Source organism: Amycolatopsis echigonensis (genome assembly GCF_002846615.1).
Lineage (GTDB): Bacteria > Actinomycetota > Actinomycetes > Mycobacteriales > Pseudonocardiaceae > Amycolatopsis > Amycolatopsis echigonensis.
In genome coordinates this window covers 2,937,902-2,962,088 of the sequence record NZ_PJMY01000003.1, presented here as the reverse complement: position 1 = coordinate 2,962,088, position 24,187 = coordinate 2,937,902, and the positions used below count along the sequence as shown (strand labels likewise).

The window sequence follows — 24,187 nt, the reverse complement described above, 5'->3', positions numbered from 1 at the left end:
CCTCAGGTGTCCGATGACCGAGAACCGCCCCGCGAAGCCGCAGACCGGCCGCAACAATCTCGACCCGCATCTCGACCGGTACGCGGCGCGTACCGCCGGGATGACCGCATCCGAGATCCGCGCGCTTTTCGCAGTGGCAAGCCGGCCGGAGGTCGTCTCGCTCGCCGGCGGCATGCCGAACCTGGCCGCGCTGCCGCTCGACACCCTGTCGGCTCAGGTCGGCGAGATCATCGCCGAGGAGGGGCTCGTCGCCCTGCAGTACGGATCCGCGCACGGGATTCCCGCGCTGCGTGACCAGATCTGCGAAATCATGGCTCTCGAGGGGATCAAGGCGCACCCCGACGACGTCGTGGTCACCGTCGGTTCCCAGATGGGCCTCGACATGGTGACCCGGCTTTTCTGCGACCCGGGTGACGTCGTGATCGCCGAAGGCCCGTCGTACGTCGGTGCGCTCGGGTCGTTCTCCGCCTACCAGGCCAATGTCGTGCACGTCGCGATGGACGAGCACGGTCTCGTGCCCGAAGGACTGCGGGAAGCCTTGCGCCAGGCCGAAAAAGCCGGGCAGCGGGTCAAATTCCTTTACACTATCCCGAATTTCCACAATCCGGCTGGCGTTACCTTGTCGGTCGAACGGCGTCCGGAGATCGTCGAGATCTGCCGTGAGCACGGCGTGCTGATCATCGAGGACAACCCGTACGGGCTGCTCGGGTTCGACGGCCAGACCTACCCGGCGCTGCGCTCGCTCGACCCGGACAACGTCGTGTACCTCGGCTCGTTCTCGAAGACGTTCGCCTCCGGGCTGCGCGTCGGCTGGGTGCTCGCGCCGCACGCGGTGCGCGAAAAGCTTGTGCTGGCAGCGGAATCCGCCACGTTGTGCCCGCCGACCTTCAACCAGATGATCGTCTCGCGCTATCTCGCGACGCACGATTGGAAGGGCCAGATCAAGAAGTTCCGGGAGAACTACCGCGAACGCCGCGACGCGATGTTGTCGGCGCTGCACCAGTATCTTCCGCCCGGCTGCTCTTGGACCAACCCGGACGGCGGCTTCTACGTGTGGGTCACCGTGCCGGAAGGCGTTGACACCAAAGCGATGTTGCCGCGTGCGGTGACCGCCCGGGTGGCGTACGCGTCCGGCACCGGTTTCTACGCCGACGGTTTCGGCTCTCGCCAGATGCGGTTGTCGTACTGCTATCCGACGCCGGAACGCATCCGCGAGGGCGTGCGCCGGCTCGCCGCGGTGCTCGAGTCCGAAATGGACCTCAGCCGCACCTTCGGTAGCGTGAAGGCGCGCACCATCCCGGGGCCCGAGACCCCGTCTCCGGACACGGTCTGACCGGCCCTGCAACACTAAGGAGTTCCCACGGTGGTCGACCGTACCGTTGCCGTGCTCGCCGGCGGGCTTTCCCACGAACGCGACGTTTCGCTTCGCTCCGGGCGCAGGCTGTCCGCCGCGCTGCGGGCCGAGGGCCTCACGGTGGAGGAGTGGGACACCGACGCCGGGCTGCTGGAGCGGCTGCGCACGCAGCGTCCGGACGCGGTTGTCGTCGCGCTGCACGGCGGCGAGGGGGAGAACGGCTCGGTGCAGACCGTGCTGGAGATGCTCGACGTGCCGTTCGTCGGCACCCACTCGCAGGGCTGCCGTCGCGCCTGGGACAAGCCGACCGCGAAGGCGTTCGTGCAGCAGGCCGGGTTCTCGACGCCGGACTGGATTGTGTTGCCGCACAGCACTTTTCGCGAGCTGGGGGCCCAATCGGTCCTCGACGCGATGGTCGAGCGGCTCGGCCTGCCGCTGATCCTCAAGCCGGATCAGGGCGGGTCGGCGCTCGGCACCCAGGTGGTCCGGGAGGCGGCGGAGCTGCCCGCGGCGATGGTCGGCTGCTTCGCCTATGGCGACACCGTGCTCGCGGAACGGTTCGTGGACGGCGTTGAAGTGGCCGTCACGGTCATCGAAGGGGAGAACGGGCCCGAGGCCCTGCCCGCGGTCGAGATCGTGCCGGAGAACGGCGTCTACGACTACACCGCGCGCTACACCGCGGGTCTCACCGATTTCTTCACCCCGGCCCGGATTTCCGACGAAGCCGCGAAGGCGGTCGGTGAACTCGCCGTCGGCGCGCACCGGTGGCTCGGGCTGCGCGACATCTCGCGCACCGACGCGGTGATCACTCCGGACGGGGGAGTCCACTTCCTCGAAGTGAACCTTTCGCCGGGCCTCACCGAAACGTCGACGGTGCCGATGGCAGTCGAGGCCGCCGGCACCACACTCGGTTCGGTTTTCGCGGATCTCGTCGCGCGCGCCGTCGCTCGCGCGAACTGAAACCAGGCGGACGGGGCGGGCGGCGGTCTGCCGCCCTTCCCCGCGCCGGTCGATTCCGGCGGCCACTCCGGGTAACCGCAGCCGCCTCGAACCGCAATCATCACCGTGACGAAACGACCCTGGGTGATCCCTAATCGGTTTCGTCGCTCTGATTCGCCGATTTTTCCCCGGAATTCGCGTCGATGATCCCGACGATGCGCTCAAGATCATCCACCGACCCGAACTCGAGAACGATGCGTCCCTTGCGCCGGCCGAGGTCGACCTTCACCCGGGTGTCGAACCGGTCGGACAGCCGGTTCGCGAGTTCCTGCAATCCGGGTGCCTGAATCTGTTTGCGAGGAGCGGCCTTCGGCTTCGCCGGCTTCTCGTTCTTCTTCAGCGTGACGGCTTCCTCGGTGGCGCGCACCGACATGCCCTCCGCGACGATCCGCGCCGCCAGCTCCTCCTGGCTGTCCGGATCCTCCAGCGAAAGCAGCGCCCGCGCGTGCCCGGCGGAGAGAACCCCGGCGGCCACCCGTCGCTGCACGGGGAGGGGGAGTTTGAGCAACCGGATGGTGTTCGTGATGACCGGACGGCTGCGGCCGATCCGACCGGCCAGCTCCTCATGCGTCACCGCGAACTCGTCGAGCAGCTGCTGATAAGCCGCCGCCTCTTCGAGCGGGTTCAGCTGCACGCGGTGGATGTTCTCCAGCAGCGCGTCGCGCAGCATCGACTCGTCGGCGGTCTGCCGCACGATCGCGGGGATCGCCTCGAGCTCCGCCTGCTGCGAGGCCCGCAGCCGGCGCTCGCCCATGACGAGCTCGTACTGATCGTCGCCGAGTTCACGGACGACGATCGGCTGCATGAGCCCGAACTCGCGGATCGAATGTTCGAGTTCGGCGAGCGCTTCCTCGTCGAAAACCTGGCGAGGCTGCTTCGGGTTCGGCTTGACCGAGCTGACCGGGATCTCGCGGTACACCGCACCGGCGACCTCGCCGCCCGCGATCGGCTGGCCCGCGGCACCGTTCGCCGCGAACCAGCCTTTGTCCTCGCGCACCGCTTTCTCGGCAGCCGTGCTGCTTTCGGTCGCGGCCGGCGGAGGCGTTGCCGGGCCGGTCGGGATCAGGGCCGCCAGTCCGCGGCCGAGCCCTCCTCTGCGCTCAGTCATGTGGTGCTGCTCCTCTCGTTCACACCCCGCTCGGCGATTTCCTTCGCCGCGTCGAGATAGCTCATGGCACCACGTGAACCGGGGTCGTAGGAGAGCACGGTCTGGCCGTAGCCGGGTGCCTCGGACACCTTCACGCTGCGCGGGATGACGGTCTTCAGCACGGTGTCGCCGAAGTGATTGCGGACCTCATTGGTCACCTGGTCGGCCAGTTTGGTGCGACCGTCGTACATGGTGAGCAGAATCGTCGACACGCTCAGTTCGCGGTTGAGGTGCTGCTGCACGAGTTCGATGTTGCTGAGGAGCTGCCCGAGACCTTCCAGTGCGTAGTACTCGCACTGGATCGGGATGAGCACTTCCTGCGCCGCCACCATCGCGTTGACCGTGAGGAGACCGAGCGACGGCGGGCAGTCGATGAAGACGTAGTCGACGCCGATCTCGTCGAGCGCGCCGGACGACAGCGCCTCCTTGAGCCGCGTCTCACGGTTCGCCATGGAGACGAGTTCGATTTCGGCACCAGCGAGGTCGATCGTCGCGGGCACGCAGTAGAGGTTGGGGGACTGCTCGCTCTGCGCCGCGGCCTCGGCAATCGAGACCTCGCCGATGAGCACCTCGTAGATCGAGGGGGTCCCGGAGCGGTGGTCGATGTCGAGCGCGGTGCTGGCGTTGCCCTGCGGATCGAGGTCGATCACCAACGTCTTCAACCCGTGCACGGCGAGCGCCGCGGCCAGGTTGACGGTGCTCGTCGTCTTGCCGACCCCGCCCTTCTGGTTGGCGACGGTGAGCACGCGCCGGCGATCCGGTCGGGGGAGTACCCCTTCCTTGGGGTGGAGCACGCTCGCGGCGCGAACGGCTTCTTCAGCGATCGGCGTCCAGCCCATCTCCTGGCTGGCCTCCGCGGAGTCGGACGGCGGGGGATTCACCGGTCTCGACACCTCCTCCTGGTAGACGATTCGGGGACGTTCACGCCGCGTTGTTTCACGTGGAACGGCGCGGCTGTTGTCATGCGCTAGCTCCGTCTGCCGCGTGGCCGGTTCGGCTTCGGCGGCAGGCGACGGATCAGGACCACCGTGCTGGGGACTTCGAGTACCGCCTTCCCGCATTCCGCGACCTGTGGTTCGGCACCACCGGCCTTGCGCACCGCGTCGCGGTCACGGGAGATCTCTTCGGCGGCGCTGGCGCCTTTGAGGGCAACCAGTCGACCTTCGGGACGAACCAGGGGAAGGCACCAGCCCGCGAGCCGAGCAAGAGGGGCGACCGCGCGTGCGGTGACGACGTCTGCGCCACTCAGCTGCTCGCGTACGGACCGCTCCTCGGCGCGTCCACGGACGATGGTGATCGGGAGTTCCAGCTTCTCGGCGACCTCGGCCAACCAGTCAACCCGGCGAGCCATGGGTTCCAAGAGCACGATATCGAGGTCCGGTCGAGCGATCGCCAGCGGTACTCCCGGAAGCCCCGCACCGGACCCGACGTCGACCACGCGCGCCCCGGACGGGATCTGCTCGCCGATCACCGCGGAGTTCAGGACGTGCCGTTCCCACAGTCGGTCCACCTCACGCGGTCCGATCAACCCTCGCTCGACCCCATGGGTCGCCAGCAGCTCCACGTACCCGGCGGCTTGCTCGACGCGCTCCCCGAACACCTCCACCGCCGCGGTCCGGACCGTCCCGGTGGCGCCGTCCAAGCTCACTACTTCCACTCCTCGCTCCGCGCGTTTCACGTGAAACGCGCTCGGTTGATTGTCCCTGATGCCGACGGCAAATCGAGCCGACAGACCGCAACTGTGGACAAGTCCACTCGAGTCGCCGAGCGATCCACATGTCGTTTCACGTGAAACGCAGTCACCCGGGTGAGACGGCGGGCGAGTTTCACGTGAAACGCCACGCTTGTAATTCGCGCGGTCGCGCCACCCGCCGCGCCATTCCGAACGGAGAGCGCACCGTCCGACGAACAGGGGAGGACGCCGACCGAGTACGCACCTAACAGTGGAGCGGCACGCCGTCGCCAACGGGCGCCAGATGTCGTCGCTACATCCGGAGGTCCGTAACACCGGACGACGGCGCGACCCTGTTCGGCAAAGTGCCGTGAGCGCTCATCGAGATCGCGGCAGCGAAGGAGCCGGAGCGACCTGTCGGCGACACCCGCCCCAGCGGCAGACATAAAAGAAGCGGCCCACCGGAATCACTCCGGTGGGCCGCTTCGGCTCAGTGCTTTCCGCGTCCGAGGGCTCAGTCCTCGGGGAAGATCACCACGCGGCGCTTCGGGTCCTCGCCCTCGCTCTCGCTCGTGACGCCCTTGACCGTCGCGACCGCGTCGTGGACGACCTTGCGCTCGAACGGGCTCATCGGCTGAAGCCGAACCCGCTCGCCGCTCGCCAGGACCGACTCCGCGGTGGACCGGCCGAGCTCGCGGAGCTCCTCGCGGCGGTCCGCGCGCCAGCCGGCGATGTCCAGCATCAGCCGGCTGCGCGAGCCGGTCTCCTGCTGGACCGCGAGGCGGGTCAGCTCCTGCAGCGCTTCGAGCACCGTGCCGCGGGGGCCGACCAGCTTCTCCAAGTCGTCGCCGCCGTCGATGCTGACGATCGCGCGGCCGGCTTCGACGTCCAGATCGATGTCGCCGTCGTAGTCGAGCAGGTCCAGCAGACGCTCGAGGTAGTCGCCGGCGATGTCGCCCTCTTGCACGAGAGCGTCGTCACCGCCCGCCTTCTGCTCGGCCGGTGCGCTCGTCTCTTCCTGATCGGCGTCGATCGTGTCGACCGTCTCCGACATCTTCAGTCTCCTCTCCGAACCCGAAGCGTCAGCGACGCTTCCGGCCCGACTTCCTGTTCGAGTCCTTGAGGAGTCCGGGCACCCCGGTGCCGTTCTCCTTCGATCCGTTCTGGTTCGACGTCTGCTCCGGAGCGCTCTCCGCGCTGTTCCCGGATTCGGCTGCCTTCGCTTCGGACGACGTGCCGCCGTCGGACTTCGCGTTGCCGGACTTGCCGTCGGACGCGGTCTGCGCGAAACCGTGCGCGGAACCCGCCTTGGCCACCTTGCTCTGCTGACCCTGCTGGTTCTTCTTCTGCTGCACCGGCTTCTGCCCGACCTTCGGCGCGGTCGGCTTCTGGCCCGGCTTCGGGCCGAGCGACGCGCGCTTCTCGGCGGCCTCCGCCTTGCGAGCGGCCTCTTCCTTGTCGATCTTCGTGTAGACGAGGCGCTGCTGCATGAGCGTCCAGCCGTTGTTCGCCAGCCAGTAGAAGAGCAGGCCGAGCGGGAAGAAGGCACCGAACACGAGCACACCGAGCGGGAAGATGTACATGGTGAGCTTGTTCATGATCGCGGTCTGCGGGGTGCCCGCGGCCGACGCGTTCTGCCGGGAGACCGAGTGCCGCGCGGTGAGGTGCGTGGCGATCGAGGCGATGATCATCAACGGCAGCGCGACCGGGAGGACCTCCCAGTGCCAGCCGCCGTTCGCGACGTGGCCGGCGACGGCGCCGACGCCGTTGTTGACCGCCTCGCCCATGTTGACGCCGAAGAGCTTGGCGCTGACGTACGAGTTGACGTCGTGCTGGTTGAAGAAGTAGTTCTCGGTCTTCGGACCGCCGCCGGCCGGCGGCATGGTGAACGCGCGGAGCACGTGGTTCAGGCCGATGAAGACCGGGATCTGAAGGACCATCGGAAGGCAGCTGCCGAGCGGGTTGACGCCGTGCTCGCGCTGGAGCTTCTGCATCTCCTGCGCCTGGCGCTGCCGGTCGTTCGCGTACTTCTTCTGGATCTTCTTCATTTCCGGCGCGAAGTCTTGCATCTTCTTCATCGACCGGACCTGGTTCACGAACGGCTTGAACATGATGCCGCGGACGGTGAACGTCAGGAAGATGATGCCGAGGATCCACGAGATCGCGGTCGCTTCGCCGAAGACGAACCCGAAGACCTTGTGCCAACACCACAAGATGAAGGACACGGGGTAGTAGATGAAATCGAGCACTGAGCTACTCCTCGATCGGTGTTTCAGGCGTGCGGTGCCGCCACGAGAACTTCTCGGGCACCGGGTCGCGGCCGGGCGGGGTCCAGGGACCGCAGCGAAGCAGCCGGCGCAGCGCGAGGTAGGAGCCCTTGGCCGCGCCGTGGCGGGTCAGGGCTTCGACTGCGTACGCGCTGCAGCTCGGGTAGAACCGGCAGGCCGGAGGAAGAAAGGGCGATATCGCCTTGCGGTAGAACCGCACGGGAAGGAGCAGCACCCACGCGACCGGACCCGGCCGGGGCGGCGACTCACCCTCGGGTACTTCGGTGGCGCTGTGTTCGGAGGTGGCGTCCATGGCCGTTTACACCGCTGATCCGTGGTCGGGTGCCGCGCCCTGCTGACGCGGCTGCCGGGGAGCATCGGCCCCGGCCGGGCGGCCGGACGGCAGGAGGCCGAGCCGGCGCAGTGCGGCGTCGAGATCCGCGCCGAGCTCAGCACTCGACGCGGACGCTGCCGGAGGCAATGCCCGTACCACCAACGAGCTGCCCGCGGGCAGTGTTCCGAGACGTGCGAAAACCAGGTGCCGCAACCGCCGGGTCACCCGGTGGCGCACCACCGAGTTGCCGACGGCCTTGCTCACCACAAAACCCGCCCTGGCCGCGAACGAGGCGGCCACGGACGGGTCCGTGGTCAACGCATGGACGATGAGGCGGCGCCTGCCGGCTCGGGACCCCCGGCGGAGGACGACCCGGAAGTCCTCGCTCCGCCGCAGACGTGCGCCAGCGGGCAGCACGACGCGGTTGCGCGGAGCCGGATCAGGCGGACAGCTCGGCGCGGCCCTTGCGACGGCGCGCCGCGAGGATCGCCCGGCCCGCACGGGTCCGCATGCGCAGGCGGAAACCGTGGGTCTTCGCGCGGCGACGGTTGTTCGGCTGGAAGGTGCGCTTGCCCTTGCTCACTGCTTCTCCTGTGTCTCGGCCGTCGGGCGACGGCGGATTCCCCGGCGCCCGGCGTGTCGTGCGGGTCGCACGGAAGTTCGTGCTGTCTCCTACCACCGGGTGGCCTCGTCACGACGAGCGACGACATACGTAGGCACGCGAAACGCACCCGTCGCATACGGGAGACCTTACGAGGGTACGCACCCCGGTCGGGCAAGCCGCAGGCGCCCCTCCGCCACCCTCGGCAACCGACCCGGGAGACTGCCTTCCGGCACGGCGCGGCACCGAATGGCAACACGCCGTACACCGTGAAATGCTTGCGCAGCACCACGTCTTGTGGCAACGAGCAGGGCTTGTTAGCGTGCCTCTCTCGGCCTCCGGGCAGCACTGACGCGGCCTCGCCGGCGCCGGGGGGTGTGGAGGCGCCCGGGGAGTACGCCGAGCCCGCAGGGGGCGTGGCTGCGGACGGCCGTACATTAGTGCACAGCTGTGGACAACTTTGTGGATATCGCTGTGCCGTCGCGCGGGTGAGTCCGGACCGCGTGCTCGAGGCGAGCTTCCAGGACGTTCTCGGGGGTGGGACCGAGGCGTGCGCGCCGACGAGGGGAGGGGAGTCAGACCGGTGTCGGAGCACCAGCACAATCTGGGCGTCATCTGGGAGCAGGTGGTGCGGGAGCTGTCCGACGGCACCCTCTCCCCGCAGCAGCGGGCCTGGATGCGGGTGACCCGCCCGATCGGTCTCCTCGACGGCACCGCGCTGCTCGCCGCGCCGAGCGATTTCGCGAAAGAAGCCATCGAACGCGCGCTGCGCACCTCGATCACCGAAGCGCTGTCGCGGCGGCTCGGCCGTCCGGTGTCGCTCGCGGTGAAGGTCGACAGCGCCGAACCGGTCGCGCCGGCCCCCCGCTATGCGGCGTCACCCGCCCGGGTGGAAAACGATGTCCCGCGGCCCGAGCCGGTGCCGCCGGCGAGCCCGCACACGGAGAACGGCCAGGCCGACCACGTGCGCGCGGAGCGCCCGAAGCCGATGCCGCCGCCGCGCCGTCCGCAGGTCGAGGCGGCCGGTCTTCCGCCGGCCCGCGTCGAACCGCCGCCACCGCCTCCGCAGCAGCCGGCGCCCCCGGGTCTGGACGATGTCGAGGACCCGGACGAGGAAGTCGACGAAGAGGGCGAAGCTTTGGCGACCGCCAACGAGATCTGGCCCCGGTTCGCCGGGCAGCCGATCGCGGGACAGCCCTACACCGCGCCCGCGCAGCCGCAGACGTCGAAGACGAAGCTGAACGAGAAGTACAACTTCGACACGTTCGTGATCGGCGCGTCCAACCGCTTCGCGCACGCCGCCGCGGTCGCCGTGGCCGAGGCGCCTGCCCGTGCGTACAACCCCTTGTTCATCTGGGGCGAGTCCGGGCTCGGCAAGACGCACCTGCTGCACGCCGTCGGGCACTACGCGCAACGGCTGTTCCCCGGCATGCGGGTGCGCTACGTCTCGACCGAAGAGTTCACGAACGACTTCATCAACTCGCTGCGCGACGACCGCAAGGTCGCCTTCCAGCGGCGCTACCGCGACATCGACATCCTGCTCGTGGACGACATCCAGTTCCTGGAGGGCAAGGAAGGCACCCAGGAGGAGTTCTTCCACACCTTCAACACGCTGCACAACGCGAACAAGCAGATCGTGGTCAGCTCCGACCGGCCGCCCAAGCGGCTGGAGACGCTGGAGGACCGGCTGCGGACGCGGTTCGAATGGGGCCTGATCACCGACATCCAGCCGCCTGAGCTGGAGACCCGGATCGCGATCCTCCGGAAGAAGGCGGCCCAGGACCGGCTCGCGGTGCCCGGCGAGGTGCTGGAGTTCATCGCGTCGCGGGTCGAGGCGAACATCCGCGAACTGGAGGGCGCGCTGATCCGCGTCACCGCGTTCGCGTCGCTGAACCAGCAGCCGGTGGAAGTCGGGCTCGCCGAGATCGTGCTGCGCGACCTGATCCCGGATTCGCACACGCCGGAGATCACCGCGCCGACCATCATGGGCGTCACCGCCGAGTTCTTCGACGTGACGCTCGACGAGCTGTGCGGCCCGGGCAAGACGAAGGCGCTCGCCACGGCCCGCCAGATCGCGATGTACCTCTGCCGCGAGCTGACCGAGATGTCGCTGCCGAAGATCGGCCAGACGTTCGGCGGCCGCGACCACACGACCGTCATGCACGCGGACAAGAAGATCCGCAAGGAGATGGCCGAGCGCCGGCGGATTTACGACCAGGTGCAAGAGCTGACGTCCCGGATAAAGCAGCGCGCGCGGCAATAGCCGACCGCTGCTTCTGGACACTCGCTTGTAGACAGTCCTGCTTCGACACGAAAGGGCACCACGGACTCCCCGTGGTGCCCTTTTTGTTGCCCCGACTGGCTTCTCGCCCGTACGCAGCTGAAGCGTGCGTACGGAGCGGCGTGGGAGCGAAGCACGCGTACGTATCCACAGACATCCACAGCCTGTGTACGCAGAAATTCCGAAACTTATTGATACACAAGGGGTTTTCCCCAGGGTGTGGGCACTTTGCCCACAGTGCCAACGGATCTCGGAGCTGCGACGATCCGGATTTGATCCACATCCCGCTCACACCGAATCCACAGGTTGTCCCCAGGCTTGTCCACGCGGATTCCCCAGGTTGCCCACAGGTCATCCACACCTGTGGGTCGTCACTCACCAGGGCGATCCCGGCCGCTTCGGCTGCCCCCAGAGCCTGGGTACAACTCGGCCCCAACCTGGGGACAAGCCTGGGGACAACCAAGGCCAACTGTGGATGAATCGTGGGTGGCGCGAAACCATCCACGGATCGCCCGAACCATCCACCGATCCGCCACCAGGGCTGCCCACAGGCCGCCGCGCGCCACGACCAGCGCGAACGACCGCTGTCCACACAATCCACAGCCCCTATTACTGCTACTGGTTTTTCATCTCTTCTAAGAAAGAACAGAACAAAAACAGGCGGAGGACGAAACTGAGGACAAGCCGAGATTCGTGTCGTCTTGTCGACAAAGTGAAGGGGAGGCCGAGGTGACGGCACCCCCGGCGACGGCCTAACGTGGATGTCTGCAGCTGGTCCGTTCCCGCGCGGGGCGGACCGGACCGGCGGGGACCCGGTCGCGCGGGGTGCTCACGACTGGTGCCCGGCGACCCCTTCACGAGCCGAGGGGCTCGGCTGTCGAAAGGAAGCGCGCATGAAGATCCGCGTCGAGCGCGACGGGCTCGCCGACGCCGTCGCGTGGGTGGCCAGAAGCCTCCCCTCCCGGCCTCCGGTGCCGGTGCTGGGCGGTGTTCTCCTCGACGCGGGCGCGGACGGGGAGTCCGACGCGCTCACGGTCTCCGGCTTCGACTACGAGGTCTCGGCCACGGTCGGCGTGCCCGCGACCATCGCCGACGGCGGGCGGCTGCTCGTCTCCGGCCGTCTCCTCGCCGACATCACCAAGGCGCTCCCCGCGCAGCCGGTGGAGATCTCCGTCGACGGCGCCCGCGCCACCATCACGTGCGGCAGCGCCCGGTTCAGCCTCCCGACCATGCCGGTCGAGGACTACCCGCAGCTGCCGTCCCAGCCCGCGCACGCGGGCGAGCTCACCGGGGACGTCTTCGGCCAGGCGGTCACCCAGGTCGCCACGGCGGCCGGCAAGGACGACACGCTCCCCATGCTCACCGGCATGCGGCTGGAGATCTCCGGCGACACGCTCACCCTCGTCGCCACCGACCGGTTCCGGCTCGCCATGCGCGAGTTCACCTGGAAGCCGGCCGAGGGCATGTCCGACGCCGCGGTGCTCGTCCCGGCGCGCACGCTCGCCGAGGCCGCCAAGACGCTCGGCGGCGCGGGCACGACCGTGCAGCTCGCGCTCGCTTCCGGCGACGGGCTGCTCGGCCTGTCCGGGGCCGGTCGCTACACGACCACCCGGCTGCTCGACGCCGAGTTCCCGCCGTACCGCCAGCTGCTGCCCGCCAACCACACGTCGCGTGCGGTCATCGACGTCAGCGCGCTCACCGAGTCGATCAAGCGCGTGTCGCTGGTCGCCGAGCGCGGCACCCAGGTGCGGCTCGAGTTCAGCGACGGCTCCCTGCGGCTGTCCGCGGGCGGCGACGACGAGGGCAGCGCCGAAGAGGAACTGCAGGTCGACTACGAGGGCGAGCCGGTCACCATCGCGTTCAACCCCGGCTACCTCGTCGACGGGCTCGGCGCGCTGCACAGCGACCGGGCCGAGCTGACGTTCACCACGCCCAACCGTCCGGCGCTGATCAAGCCCGCCGACGCCGAGGGCAACGTCGTCCCCGGATATCTCTACCTGCTCATGCCGGTGCGGCTGCCGGGCTGAGCACCGCGCGTCCAACCGAGGAAAACCGATCCAATCCAAAGGGGATCTCATGGTTCAGCTGGGTCTCGTCGGCCTGGGCAAGATGGGCTTCAACATGCGCGAGCGGCTGCGTGCCGCCGGGCACGAGGTGGTCGGCTACGACCGCAACCCGGACGTCAGCGACTCGACCTCGCTCGAAGACATGGTTTCGAAGCTGTCCGGCCCGAGGATCGTGTGGATCATGGTCCCGGCCGGGGAGCCGACCAGGCAGACCGTGACCGAGCTCGGGCAGCTGCTGTCCGAGGGCGATCTGGTGATCGACGGCGGGAACTCGAAGTTCACCGACGACAAGCTGAACGCCGAGCTGCTCGCTTCGCACGGCGTCGGATACCTCGACTGCGGCGTCTCCGGCGGCGTGTGGGGCAAGGACAACGGCTACGGCCTGATGGTCGGCGGCGCGGCGTCCGACGTCCAGCGCGCGATGCCGATCTTCGACGCGCTGCGTCCGGAGGGCCCGCGCGAGGAAGGCTTCTCGCACGCTGGCTCGGTCGGCGCCGGGCACTACGCGAAGATGATCCACAACGGCATCGAGTACGGCATCATGCAGGCCTACGCCGAGGGCTTCGAGCTGCTCGAAGCGGCGAAGACCGTCGATGACGTGCCCGCCGTGATCAAGGGCTGGCAGCGCGGCACCGTGGTCCGCTCCTGGCTGCTCGACCTGCTGGTGCGCGCGCTGGACGAGGACCCGGAGCTGGACGACCTCGAGGGCTACGTCGAGGACTCCGGAGAAGGCCGCTGGACGCTGGAGGAAGCCGTCAACAACGCGGTGCCCGCCCCGGTGCTGTCGGCCGCGCTGTTCGCCCGGTTCTCCTCGCGGCAGAAGGACTCCGCCGCGATGCGCGCCGTCGCCGCGCTGCGCAACCAGTTCGGCGGCCACGCTGTGAAGAAGGCCGGGAGCTAGCTCCCGCGGTTCCCCGCCCGTGTATCTGCGACATCTCCAGGTCACCGACTTCCGGTCCTGGCCGCTGGCCGACCTCGCGCTCGAACCGGGGCCGGTCGTGCTCGTCGGCCAGAACGGCCGGGGGAAGACGAACCTGCTCGAAGCGATCGGCTACGTGGCGACCCTCGGTTCGCACCGGGTCGCCACGGACGCCCCGCTCGTCCGCCACGGCTGTGAGCGCGCGCTCATCCGGGTCGCGGTCGTCAACGAGGATCGCGAGCTGACGGTCGAACTCGAGATCACGCCCGGCCGCGCCAACCGTGCCCGCGTGAACCGCGGCGCGGTCGGCAAGCCGCGTGACGTGCTCGGCATTCTGCGTACGGTGCTGTTCTCTCCGGAGGACCTCGCGCTCGTGCGCGGCGACCCGAGCGAACGCCGTCGGTTCATGGACGAACTGCTCGTGCTTCGCGCGCCTCGGTACGCAGGCGTGCGCGCGGACTACGAGAAGGTGCTTAAGCAGCGCAACGCGCTTCTCAAGACAGCGGGCAAACGCCGTACTGGCCGAGAAGACCCGTACGCACTGTCGACGCTCGACGTGTGGGACGACCATCTCTCGGTGGCTGGCGCGCAGTTGCTGGCAGCACGGCTGAACCTGATCGCGGACCTCGCGCCGTACACGGCTGACGCCTATATGGGAGTCGCGCCCGACTCTCGTCCGGCGAAGATCGCGTACAAGTCTTCGCTCGGCGAAGCGCTTCCGCCCTCATACGGAGTGCCTGGCGGAGAGCGTGCCGAGGCAGACGTACTGCGGGAGCTGTTGCTGAAGGCGTTGGCCGACACACGGCGCCAGGAACTGGAGCGAGGCATCAGTCTCGTCGGCCCGCACCGGGACGAGTTGGAGCTGATCCTCGGCGAAGCGCCGGCGAAGGGATACGCGAGCCACGGCGAATCGTGGTCGTTCGCGCTCGCGTTGCGGCTCGGAAGTTACGAGCTTCTGCGTGCCGAAGCGGGCGAACCGGTCTTGTTGCTGGACGATGTATTCGCCGAACTCGACCGCAAGCGCCGGGCCCGGCTGGCCGAGGTCGCCGCGGGCGCCGAGCAGGTGCTCATCACCGCGGCGGTGGCCGAGGACGTGCCCGAGGAGCTCGCCGGTGCGAGGTTCACGGTGGCCGACGGGGAGGTGAACCGTGTCTGAACAGCCGCAACGACCACGCGGGGTGACCGGGGTCACGCGGGTTGCCCACCGATCTGGGGACAAACCTGTGGACAGTGTGGATAAACCCGGAGCCGCGTTATCGCCGCGCGTGACGAACCGGCCGGATGGCGGTCTTGACACCCCGAAAGCGGACGACGCTTCCCGAAGTCCCGCGCGTGGCGCCACTGAGCGTGACAGTTCCACTGGGCCGAACGAGACGTCCACTGGGGACAAACCAAGCGGCCGCGACCTCGCGCACGCCGCTCTCGAAGCGGCGAAGGCGAAAGCCCGCGAACGCGGAGCCCCGCCGAACCTCCGGCGCGGCCGGATCACCGGGGGCGGCGGGCAGAACCGGGCGCGCCGTCGCTGGTCCGGTCCGGGCGCGGATCCGCGCGACCCGCAGCCGCTCGGCAGGCTCGTGTCGCGGCTGGTCTCCGACAGCGGCTGGCAGGACACCGTCACCAACGCGCGCGTGTTCGGGCAATGGGCCCGGCTCGTGGGCGAGGACGTCGCCGAACACGCCCAGCCGGTGGCGCTGAAAGACGGCGAGCTGACCGTCCGCGCGAGTTCCACCGCGTGGGCGACGCAGCTGCGGTTGCTGCAGGGCAAGTTGCTGGCGAAGATCGCCGCGGGCGTCGGCAACGGCGTCGTCAAGCGGATGCGGATCCAGGGTCCGACCGCTCCGAGCTGGCGAAAAGGGCCCCGGCACGTGCCTGGCCGCGGGCCGCGTGACACGTACGGCTGACGGGGGTTGCGCTTCGGCGGGTGAGTTCCCCGAGAACCGGGCCGCGCAGGTGCAGATACGAGATGACTCAACTGAGGGTGATTTCGTCCCTCTGCGACCGGCTGAGGGGTGTCCTAGCCGCATGTGAGCGCGTGCGGCCAAGTACACTGTTGTAGTAGCGGACGTCCGCTCGGGCGAGACGAGGAGAAACAACGCCGGTGACCGAGAACAAGAGCGAGTACAACGCGTCGTCCATCACCGTGCTCGAAGGCCTCGAAGCAGTTCGCAAGCGCCCCGGCATGTACATCGGTTCCACCGGTGAGCGCGGTCTCCACCACCTGGTCCAGGAGGTGGTGGACAACTCCGTGGACGAGGCGATGGCGGGGTACGCCACCAAGGTCGAGGTTACTCTCCTCGCCGACGGCGGGGTGCGAGTAGTCGACGACGGCCGCGGCATTCCGGTCGACATGCACCCCAAGGAGAAGAAGCCGACTCTCGAGGTCGTGCTGACCATCCTGCATGCGGGCGGCAAGTTCGACAGCGATTCCTACGCGGTGTCCGGCGGTCTGCACGGCGTCGGCGTGTCCGTGGTGAACGCGCTGTCGACGAAACTGCTCGCCGAGATCAAGGTGAACGGGCGCAGCTGGCGCCAGGAGTACCTCAACCAGGTCCCGGGTCCGCTCGAGGACCTCGGCCCGGCCACCGACACCGGCACCACCATCACGTTCTGGGCCGACGACAGCATCTTCGAGACCACAACCTACAACTTCGAGACCATCTCGCGCCGGCTGCAGGAGATGGCGTTCCTCAACAAGGGCCTCACCCTGTCGCTGCGGGACGAGCGCGTCGCCGATGAGGAGACCGAAGAGGACGCCGCGGGCAAGCAGGCGCGGGTCAAGGAAGTCGTCTACTGCTACCCGGGCGGGCTCGAGGACTTCGTCAAGCACATCAACGGCAGCAAGGACCCGATCCACGAGAGCGTCATCTCCTTCGACGCCAAGGGCGCGGGCCTCGAGGTCGAGGTCGCGATGCAGTGGAACACCGGGTTCACGCCGTCGGTGTACACCTTCGCCAACACGATCAACACGCACGAGGGCGGCACGCACGAAGAGGGCTTCCGCGCCGCGCTCACCCGCGTGGTCAACGCGTACGCGCGCGAGAAGAAGCTGCTCAAGGAGAAGGACGCCAACCTGACCGGCGACGACGTGCGCGAGGGTCTCGCCGCGATCGTGTCGATCAAGCTGGCCGAACCGCAGTTCGAGGGCCAGACCAAGACCAAGCTGGGCAACAGCGAGGCCAAGACGTTCGTGCAGCAGCAGTCGAACGAATGGCTCGCCGACTGGTTCGAGCGCAATCCGAGCGAAGCCAAGACGATCATCAACAAGTCGATCTCGTCGGCGCAGGCGCGGCTCGCCGCCCGCAAGGCGCGCGATCTGGTGCGGCGCAAGGGCGCGCTGGAGATCGGCGGTCTTCCCGGCAAGCTCAAGGACTGCCGTTCGAACGACCCCGGCGAATGCGAGCTCTACATCGTGGAGGGCGACTCGGCGGGCGGTTCGGCCAAGGAAGGCCGAGACTCGATGTACCAGGCGATCCTGCCGATCCGGGGCAAGATCATCAACGTCGAGAAGGCACGCATCGACCGCGTCCTCAAGAACACCGAGGTCCAGTCGCTGATCACCGCGCTCGGCACGGGCATCCACGACGATTTCGACATCTCGAAGCTGCGGTACCACAAGATCGTGCTGATGGCCGACGCCGACGTCGACGGCCAGCACATCACCACGCTGCTGCTCACCCTGCTGTTCCGCTTCATGACGCCGCTGATCGAGCACGGCCACGTGTTCCTGTCGCGGCCGCCGCTGTACAAGATCAAGTGGCCGCGGTCGGAGCCGGAGTACGCGTACTCGGACAGGGAACGCGACGCGGTCATCCAGGCCGGCGTCGAGGCGGGCCGCCGTCTTCCGAAGGACGACGCGATCCAGCGGTACAAGGGTCTCGGCGAGATGAACGCCGAGGAGCTGTGGGAGACCACGATGGACCCGGCGAACCGGCTGCTCGGGCAGGTCACCCTCGACGACGCCGCGCAGGCCGACGAGCTGTTCTCCGTGCTGATGGGCGAGGACGTGGAAGCGCGCCGCTCGTTCATCACGCGCAACGCCAAGGACGTGCGCTTCCTGGACGTGTAGGCGTCCCCTGCTAACCCGCTTCCCCAGGACTGCTCACCAAGAAGGACCCCATGACGGAAACCTTGCCGCCGGAACACGACCGGATCGAACCGGTCGACATCCAGCAGGAGATGCAGCGCTCCTACATCGACTACGCGATGAGCGTCATCGTGTCGCGGGCGCTGCCGGACGTGCGCGACGGCCTCAAGCCGGTGGCGCGCCGGATCCTGTACTCGATGTTCGACTCCGGGTTCCGCCCGGACCGCGGGTACAACAAATGCTCCCGCGTCGTCGGCGACGTCATGGGCAACTACCACCCGCACGGCGACTCGGCGATCTACGACGCGCTCGTGCGGCTCGCCCAGCCGTGGTCGCTGCGCTATCCGCTGATCGACGGACAGGGCAACTTCGGCTCGTCGGGCAACGACCCCGCGGCCGCCATGCGGTACACGGAGTCCCGGCTCGCGCCGCTCGCGATGCAGATGCTCGCGGACATCGAAGAGGACACCGTCGATTTCCGCGACAACTACGACGGGCGCACCCAGGAGCCCGACGTGCTGCCGTCGCGGTTCCCGAACCTGCTGGTCAACGGCGGTTCCGGGATCGCGGTCGGGATGGCGACGAACATCCCGCCGCACAACCTGCGCGAGGTCTCCGAGGGCGTCGTGTGGGCGCTGGAGAACCCGGACGCGACCGACGACGAACTGCTGGCCGCGCTGCTCGTGCGGATCAAGGGCCCGGACTTCCCGACCAAGGCGATGATCCTCGGCACGTCCGGCATCGAGGACGCCTACCGCACCGGTCGCGGTTCGATCCGGATGCGCGCGGTCGTCGAGGTCGAGGAGGACGCGAAGGGCCGCACCATCCTGGTCGTGTCCGAGCTGCCCTACCAGGTCAACCCGGACAACCTGGTGGAGAACATCGCGCACCTGGTCCGCGACGGCAAGATCACCGGGATCGCCGACATCGCGGACGAGACCAACAGCCGTTCCGGCATGCGGATCGTCGTCACGCTCAAGCGCGACGCGGTGGCGAAGGTGGTGCTGAACAACCTCTACAAGCACACCCAGCTGCAGCAGAACTTCGGCGTGAACATGCTGGCGCTGGTCGACGACGTGCCGCGCACGCTGCGGCTCGACCAGATCATCCGGCACTACGTGAAGCACCAGGTCGACGTGATCGTGCGGCGCACCAAGTACCGGCTGCGCAAGGCCGAGGAACGGGCCCACATCCTGCGCGGTCTGGTCAAGGCGCTCGACATGCTGGACGAGGTGATCGCCCTGATCCGGCGGTCGCCCTCGGCCGACGAGGCCCGGCCCGGCCTGATGTCGCTGCTCGACATCGACGAGATCCAGGCCACCGCGATCCTGGACATGCAGCTGCGCCGGCTGGCCGCGCTGGAACGGCAGCGGATCATCGACACGCTGGCCGAGATCGAGCTCGAGATCGCCGACCTCAAGGACATCCTCGAGAAGCCCGAGCGGCAGCGGTCGATCATCCGCGACGAGCTGATGGAGATCGTCGACAAGTACGGCGACGACCGGCGCACCCAGATCATCCCGTTCGACGGCGACGTGTCGGTCGAGGACCTGATCGCCCAGGAAGACGTCGTCGTCACCATCACCCGCACGGGCTACGCCAAGCGGACGAAAACTGATCTGTACCGCTCGCAGAAACGCGGCGGCAAGGGCGTGCAGGGCGCGACGCTGAAGCAGGACGACATCGTCCAGCACTTCTTCGTGTGCTCCACGCACGACTGGATCCTGTTCTTCACGAACAAGGGCCGGGTGTACCGGGCGAAGGCCTACGACCTGCCCGAGGCCAACCGCAACGCGCGCGGCCAGCACGTGGCGAACCTGCTCGCGTTCCAGCCGGACGAGCAGATCGCCCAGGTCATCGAGATCCCGAACTACGAGGTCGCGCCGTATCTGGTGCTCGCCACGCAGCGCGGCCTGGTGAAGAAGACGAAGCTCACCGACTTCGACTCCAACCGGGCGGGCGGGCTGATCGCGATCAACCTGCGCGAGGGTGACGAGCTGGTCGGCGCGGTGCTCGCCGCGGCCGAGGACGACCTGCTGCTGGTGTCCGCGGGCGGCCAGTCGATCCGCTTCCACGCGACCGACGAGGCGCTGCGCCCGATGGGCCGCCCGACCTCGGGCGTGCTGGGCATGCGGTTCAACGAGGGTGACGAGCTGCTCGGCATCAGCGTGGTCAAACCGGACAAATTTCTGCTGGTCGCCACGGACGCCGCGTATGCGAAGCGGACGCCGATCGAGGACTATCCGGTACAGGGCCGCGGCGGCAAGGGCGTGCTCACCATTCAGCACGACAGCAAACGTGGCAGGCTGGTGGGGGCACTCATCGTCGACGAGGACGACGAGCTGTTCGCCATCACGTCCAGCGGCGGGGTCATCCGCACGCCGGCGCGGGACGTGCGCAAGGCGGGCAGGCAGACCAAGGGCGTTCGGCTGATGAACCTGGGTGACGGAACCACTCTTCTCGCGGTCGCACGCAACGCGGACGAGGGGTCGGACGTCGCCAATGGTGGCGAGGACTCCGCCGAGGAAGCTCCCGAGGCTTCCGAAGCAGTGGAAGCTTCGGAGGTTTCGGCCGAGACGGTTTCGGAGGAAGCGGCCGAGGCTACGCCAGAGGAGCCCACAGCAGAAGACGGCACGGCGCCGGAGCAGTGATCGGCGCCCCACGCACGGGTAAGGACTGACTCAACGTGGCACCATCCGACAAGGCCGACGACGCGTCGGCCAACCCGCCCTGGCAGCGCACCGCCAAGGACGGCGGCGGCGACTCCGAGGCCATGGCCACGGCGCGGATCGCGACCGAGGACGTGCCCACCGCGGCTGGCGAACCGGCCGCGGCCGAGAACGACTACCCGGTGACCGGCACGGCGGCGCCCCGCATCTTCGGAGGCGAGGCACCGCCGCCGGCTGCCGACGTGCCGGCCGCGGGCCGCACCCGGCCGACGCCGAGCGCACTGCGCCGTCCCGGCCGGGGCCCGCGACGGGCGAGCCTGCAGATCAAGCGGTTCGACCCGTGGTCGGTGCTGAAGCTGGCACTGGTGCTCGGCGTCGCGATGTTCTTCGTGTGGCTGGTCGCGGTCGGCGTGCTCTACACGGTGCTCGACGGCATGGGCGTGTGGGACAAGCTGAACGGCACGTACTCGTCCCTGGTCGGCGGCGAGGGCGCGAACGCGTCCCCGGAACCGCTGATCAGCGCCGGGCGCGTGTTCGGCATCGCGGCCATCCTCGGAGCGATCAACATCGTGCTGGTGTCCGCGCTGGCCACGGTGAGCGCGTTCATCTACAACGTGTCGGCGGATCTCGCGGGAGGCCTGGAGGTCACGCTGTCGGAGCGAGAGTAACCCGGTTGCGAGAGCGGATGAGGGGTCCGGTAGAGTTCTCCTCGTTCGACGGGCCCATAGCTCAGGCGGTTAGAGCGCTTCGCTGATAACGAAGAGGTCGGAGGTTCAAGTCCTCCTGGGCCCACATTCCCCGGAAGGCCGGTTCGCAGACCCTGCGGACCGGCCTTCCGGTATTTCGGGTGACTGCCGGGTGGTGTTCTCGCCAGAATCATCCGCGTGCAGACTCCAGGGCAGATCCGTGAGCAGCTGAGCCGCGGCGCGGCCAACCGGCGTTTTCAGTCTGGCTTGGCCGAGATCGAAGCCTGGCTCGCCGCGGCGAGCGCGCGCGAGATGCTGCGGATCGACTACTACGCCCGCCAGGCGCGTTATCCGGTGCCGGTGCTGGGACGGGCGAAGGAATGGAAGCTGAAGAACGCTACGCCGGTTGTCGCGGCGTTGGCTTCGATGCACCCGGACGGCCGTCTCCGGGAGCAGGCGGTTCGCGTGTTGTGCGCTTCGGCAGGTGCGGTGAGCGATCGGGCGTTGGCGGTCCGGGTTACCGACCATGTCGAGGTGGTCCGCGAACTCGCCGAAGGAGAGGTGCTGCGGCGTACGACATTGGCGCAGGCTGAGCAGATCGTGCCGTTGTTGCAGCGGATTTCGCGGCGCGGGCGCGGTTCGGGTGTTCTTGCGCGCTACCTGCGTGCGGTGGTCGCCGCGCAGGACGAGGCGTCGGTGTGGGAGACCTTGCGAAGTTCTGGTGACTTCGACTTACGGCGGACCGCGTTCCGGCGCAGTTTCGAATCCGGACTGCTCGGCTTGCCGGACGCGGTCCGGTTGCTGCCTCGGGAACGGGACCAGGTCGTACGGCGGCTGTTGATCGGGGTCATCGCTGATTCGGCGACGCCGGACGTCATCGCGGAGCAGTTGCTTCGAGGGCGGTCCGCGGAGAGCCGGGTGCTGGGATTGGTGAAGCTGACCGCGGCACAGCTCGATCCCGTTGAGGTGGAACAACTTCTGCTCGACCGGTCGGTGCTCGTGCGGCTGTGGGCACGGCTGCGCTGGCAAGAAATGGGACGGGATCCGGTGGAGGTTTATGCCGCGGTCGCACGTTCTTCTGCCACGCTGATGGTGCGGGCTCGGGCGTACGCCGGGCTTACGGAGAGCGGGACCGAGATTGACCGTGCGGAGATCGTCGAGCTTGCGCAGAGTTCGGATTTGGCCTTGAAAAAGACTGGATTGTCATTGCTCCGCGGCAAGGCTGTTGCTGAGGAAGTTCCTTGGCTGCTCACGGAAATGACCGGCGAGCACTCCCGGGTGGCCCGCTTGGCGGGCGAGGTGCTCAGCAGCAGTCCGCAGCTGTGGTCGGTAGAGGATTTGGCTGTGCTGAAGGATTCCGCGGACCCGGCGCTTCAGCTTCGGGGATGGTGGCTGCACCGTAGCCTCGGCGGATGGGAGGCGGTTATCGCCGACCTCGAGTCCGGGGTCCTTCGGGGCCGGCTGGTGCTGCCGATGTATTTCCAGCCGACTGCCGCGCAGCAGCAACGGATCTCGGATCTGCTCGACACGCTTTCCCTTGGCCGGAACCAGGTTTCGGAGATCATGTTCGCTGCCGGGCTCGCGAGGTGATCAGCGGGTCTGCCGTTACAGGTCGCGCAGCAGGGTTTTGGCATGGGTGACCGCGGAGCCGTTGCCGCTGTCCAGAAATGGGTCGGTGTGGCGGTTCGCGGGGCGGGTGCGGGCGAAGCCGAACTGGTCGAGCGGCGGCCCAAGACGAGTCAGCCCTGCCGGGAAGAGAAGGACCGGCAGGGCTGAGTGTTGCGCGGCCGCTCGGGGCCGTTCGATTCAACGGACCGCTCGCTCCGGATATTCCCGGTGTTCCACGTGGAACGAGAGACGGAACCGCTGGACGGGACGTGCGGCGGGTCCGGTAGCATCGTGGGGTAGCGCAAGCACTGAGAAGGGGGCTTCAGGTGAAGAAGCTGTTGGCACTCGCGGTCGTCGCGGGCGGCGTCCTGTTCGTCGTCAAGCGGAACAAGGCGGCCAAGGCCGAGGCTGACCTGTGGCGCGAAGCCACCACGCCTGCCGCCCCGTCGGCGAACGGCAGCACGCCGGCCAAGGCCGCGGACGCGTCGCGCAACTGACGTAATGCTTCGCGGACCTCGGTCCGCACCGGGCCTGTAGCTCAATTGGTAGAGCACCGCCTTTGCAAGGCGGGGGTCAGGGGTTCGATTCCCCTCAGGTCCACCCAGCAGGGGACGTGACAAAGGCCAGGTCAGCGGCTTATTGCCGGACCTGGCCTTCGTCGTTTCAGGCGGCCGTGTTCCCTCCCGTGCCCTTCCGCTTGGAAACGGGCCCATGTGCGGACCGGCCAGCGGGCCTACGCGATGTTGCCGCTCATCCCGGCCGCGAGCTCGCCTGCCGAAGGGTGCCGTGAGGGCCTGAGTATCGGGCCTGCCACCGGCCGGAGCGGAGCTGGCAGATACGGCCCTAGTCGCGGTATTTCTTTGCCCTCAGGCAGCCCTCCCCAGAGTCGATCCACTGTGGACGGTGTTCGCGCGGATGTAGTGGGCGAAAGGGGGTCACCGGTCGGGTGTGGCGACACGGAGACCCAATCTGCTAGCTTCGTTTCATGTCGCAACGAAATGACCGGCTGGAACTGGCCCGTTCGGTCATGGAACTCATCGACCAGGGACACCGCGGGATTTCCCGACGCCTGGACCTGACCCGGGTGCGGGTGTTGGGGACCATCGCCGCGCTCGGGCCGGTCCGCCCGAGGACGATCGCCGCCGAACTGGGTCTCACCGCGTCCGCGACCAGCCGGCACCTCGCCGCCCTGGAGCGCGCGGGGCACCTCGCGGTGGAACCTGATCCGGAGGACTCCCGGACGTTCCTCGCGCGGCTGACCGAAGAGGGTCATGCGGAGATCGACACCACGATCCAGGCTGGAGCGGCCGTGTTCGCTGACGTCATCTCCGACTGGCCGGACGAGGACGTGTCCACCGCGCTGACTCTGATCACCCGGCTCAACCAGGCCTGGAAACAACACGGCGACACATCCGGGGCCAAGTCCCGGACCGGCACCAGGCCCCGGCGGCTCCGAGCGCGAGGTCAAGTGAAACCCGGGGAAGCGGCGGAGGACTAGAC

The 24,187-nt window shown here is 68.2% G+C and carries 22 protein-coding genes and 2 tRNA genes; 16 read left to right on the top strand and 8 right to left on the bottom strand.

The window, feature by feature from the left end; genetic code table 11:
• The first annotated feature begins 13 nt into the window (after nucleotides 1-13).
• Together ATK30_RS18905 and ATK30_RS18900 are read left to right on the top strand one after the other, a co-directional pair.
• On the top strand, nucleotides 14-1,333 hold the full coding sequence (locus tag ATK30_RS18905) for an aminotransferase-like domain-containing protein (protein ID WP_101436717.1): 1,320 nt from the start codon (nucleotides 14-16) through the stop codon (nucleotides 1,331-1,333).
• A 30-nt stretch (nucleotides 1,334-1,363) separates the two neighbouring features.
• A complete protein-coding gene (locus tag ATK30_RS18900) occupies nucleotides 1,364-2,314 on the top strand; it encodes a D-alanine--D-alanine ligase family protein (RefSeq protein WP_101436716.1) in 951 nt (316 codons plus the stop codon).
• A gap of 130 nt (nucleotides 2,315-2,444) precedes the next feature.
• Here ATK30_RS18900 and ATK30_RS18895 read toward each other — a convergent pair whose 3' ends face one another.
• The 8 genes from ATK30_RS18895 to rpmH all read right to left on the bottom strand — a co-directional run bounded on the left by ATK30_RS18895 (nucleotide 2,445) and on the right by rpmH (nucleotide 8,356).
• On the bottom strand, nucleotides 2,445-3,461 hold the full coding sequence (locus ATK30_RS18895) for a ParB/RepB/Spo0J family partition protein (protein ID WP_101436715.1): 1,017 nt from the start codon (nucleotides 3,459-3,461) through the stop codon (nucleotides 2,445-2,447).
• Nucleotides 3,458-4,381, bottom strand: coding sequence for a ParA family protein (locus tag ATK30_RS18890; RefSeq protein ID WP_101436714.1), 924 nt, complete (start codon nucleotides 4,379-4,381; stop codon nucleotides 3,458-3,460). The genes ATK30_RS18895 and ATK30_RS18890 overlap by 4 nt, the downstream gene beginning before the upstream one ends.
• An 86-nt stretch (nucleotides 4,382-4,467) precedes the next feature.
• Nucleotides 4,468-5,148: a 16S rRNA (guanine(527)-N(7))-methyltransferase RsmG gene (rsmG, locus tag ATK30_RS18885; RefSeq protein WP_101436713.1), complete on the bottom strand. Its 681-nt coding sequence runs from the start codon at nucleotides 5,146-5,148 to the stop codon at nucleotides 4,468-4,470.
• 538 nt (nucleotides 5,149-5,686) lie between these two features.
• Nucleotides 5,687-6,226 carry a Jag family protein gene (locus ATK30_RS18880; RefSeq protein WP_101436712.1) on the bottom strand — a complete coding sequence of 180 codons (540 nt, stop codon included), beginning with the start codon at nucleotides 6,224-6,226 and terminating at the stop codon, nucleotides 5,687-5,689.
• A gap of 28 nt (nucleotides 6,227-6,254) precedes the next feature.
• Entirely contained in the window at nucleotides 6,255-7,421 is a 1,167-nt protein-coding gene (gene yidC, locus ATK30_RS18875; protein ID WP_101436711.1) for a membrane protein insertase YidC, read from the bottom strand.
• A gap of 4 nt (nucleotides 7,422-7,425) precedes the next feature.
• Nucleotides 7,426-7,752 (bottom strand): membrane protein insertion efficiency factor YidD, encoded by a 327-nt coding sequence (yidD, locus tag ATK30_RS18870; protein ID WP_101436710.1) that lies wholly within the window; start codon nucleotides 7,750-7,752, stop codon nucleotides 7,426-7,428.
• Nucleotides 7,753-7,758: 6 nt separating this feature from the next.
• Nucleotides 7,759-8,190, bottom strand: a complete 432-nt coding sequence (gene rnpA / locus ATK30_RS18865; RefSeq protein ID WP_101436709.1) for a ribonuclease P protein component — start codon at nucleotides 8,188-8,190, stop codon at nucleotides 7,759-7,761.
• Nucleotides 8,191-8,212: 22 nt separating this feature from the next.
• Entirely contained in the window at nucleotides 8,213-8,356 is a 144-nt protein-coding gene (rpmH, locus tag ATK30_RS18860; RefSeq protein WP_037363527.1) for a 50S ribosomal protein L34, read from the bottom strand.
• A gap of 601 nt (nucleotides 8,357-8,957) precedes the next feature.
• Between rpmH and dnaA the strand changes: the two genes are divergently transcribed.
• From dnaA to ATK30_RS18795, 14 genes are all read left to right on the top strand, one after another.
• Nucleotides 8,958-10,637 (top strand): chromosomal replication initiator protein DnaA, encoded by a 1,680-nt coding sequence (dnaA, locus tag ATK30_RS18855; protein ID WP_101436708.1) that lies wholly within the window; start codon nucleotides 8,958-8,960, stop codon nucleotides 10,635-10,637.
• 911 nt (nucleotides 10,638-11,548) lie between these two features.
• Nucleotides 11,549-12,682: a DNA polymerase III subunit beta gene (dnaN, locus tag ATK30_RS18850; RefSeq protein ID WP_101436707.1), complete on the top strand. Its 1,134-nt coding sequence runs from the start codon at nucleotides 11,549-11,551 to the stop codon at nucleotides 12,680-12,682.
• A gap of 49 nt (nucleotides 12,683-12,731) precedes the next feature.
• A complete protein-coding gene (gene gnd / locus ATK30_RS18845; protein ID WP_101436706.1) occupies nucleotides 12,732-13,622 on the top strand; it encodes a phosphogluconate dehydrogenase (NAD(+)-dependent, decarboxylating) in 891 nt (296 codons plus the stop codon).
• A gap of 19 nt (nucleotides 13,623-13,641) precedes the next feature.
• On the top strand, nucleotides 13,642-14,796 hold the full coding sequence (gene recF / locus ATK30_RS18840; RefSeq protein ID WP_101436705.1) for a DNA replication/repair protein RecF: 1,155 nt from the start codon (nucleotides 13,642-13,644) through the stop codon (nucleotides 14,794-14,796).
• Between the two features lie 109 nt (nucleotides 14,797-14,905).
• On the top strand, nucleotides 14,906-15,541 hold the full coding sequence (locus ATK30_RS18835; protein WP_101436704.1) for a DciA family protein: 636 nt from the start codon (nucleotides 14,906-14,908) through the stop codon (nucleotides 15,539-15,541).
• Nucleotides 15,542-15,738: 197 nt separating this feature from the next.
• Nucleotides 15,739-17,706, top strand: a complete 1,968-nt coding sequence (gene gyrB, locus ATK30_RS18830) for a DNA topoisomerase (ATP-hydrolyzing) subunit B (protein WP_101436703.1) — start codon at nucleotides 15,739-15,741, stop codon at nucleotides 17,704-17,706.
• A gap of 50 nt (nucleotides 17,707-17,756) precedes the next feature.
• Nucleotides 17,757-20,375 (top strand): DNA gyrase subunit A, encoded by a 2,619-nt coding sequence (gyrA, locus tag ATK30_RS18825; protein WP_101436702.1) that lies wholly within the window; start codon nucleotides 17,757-17,759, stop codon nucleotides 20,373-20,375.
• Nucleotides 20,376-20,410: 35 nt separating this feature from the next.
• A complete protein-coding gene (locus ATK30_RS18820) occupies nucleotides 20,411-21,061 on the top strand; it encodes a DUF3566 domain-containing protein (RefSeq protein ID WP_101436701.1) in 651 nt (216 codons plus the stop codon).
• A 50-nt stretch (nucleotides 21,062-21,111) separates the two neighbouring features.
• Nucleotides 21,112-21,185, top strand: a tRNA-Ile gene (locus ATK30_RS18815).
• Between the two features lie 92 nt (nucleotides 21,186-21,277).
• Entirely contained in the window at nucleotides 21,278-22,669 is a 1,392-nt protein-coding gene (locus ATK30_RS18810) for a hypothetical protein (RefSeq protein ID WP_101436700.1), read from the top strand.
• A gap of 42 nt (nucleotides 22,670-22,711) precedes the next feature.
• The gene (locus tag ATK30_RS45060) at nucleotides 22,712-22,855 is read left to right on the top strand and encodes a hypothetical protein (RefSeq protein WP_158242482.1); all 144 of its coding nucleotides are present in this window, start codon (nucleotides 22,712-22,714) and stop codon (nucleotides 22,853-22,855) included.
• A 158-nt stretch (nucleotides 22,856-23,013) separates the two neighbouring features.
• Nucleotides 23,014-23,184, top strand: a complete 171-nt coding sequence (locus ATK30_RS18805) for a DLW-39 family protein (RefSeq protein ID WP_101436699.1) — start codon at nucleotides 23,014-23,016, stop codon at nucleotides 23,182-23,184.
• Between the two features lie 30 nt (nucleotides 23,185-23,214).
• Nucleotides 23,215-23,287, top strand: a tRNA-Ala gene (locus ATK30_RS18800).
• Nucleotides 23,288-23,672: 385 nt separating this feature from the next.
• On the top strand, nucleotides 23,673-24,185 hold the full coding sequence (locus tag ATK30_RS18795) for a MarR family winged helix-turn-helix transcriptional regulator (protein WP_101436698.1): 513 nt from the start codon (nucleotides 23,673-23,675) through the stop codon (nucleotides 24,183-24,185).
• Nucleotides 24,186-24,187 lie beyond the last annotated feature (2 nt).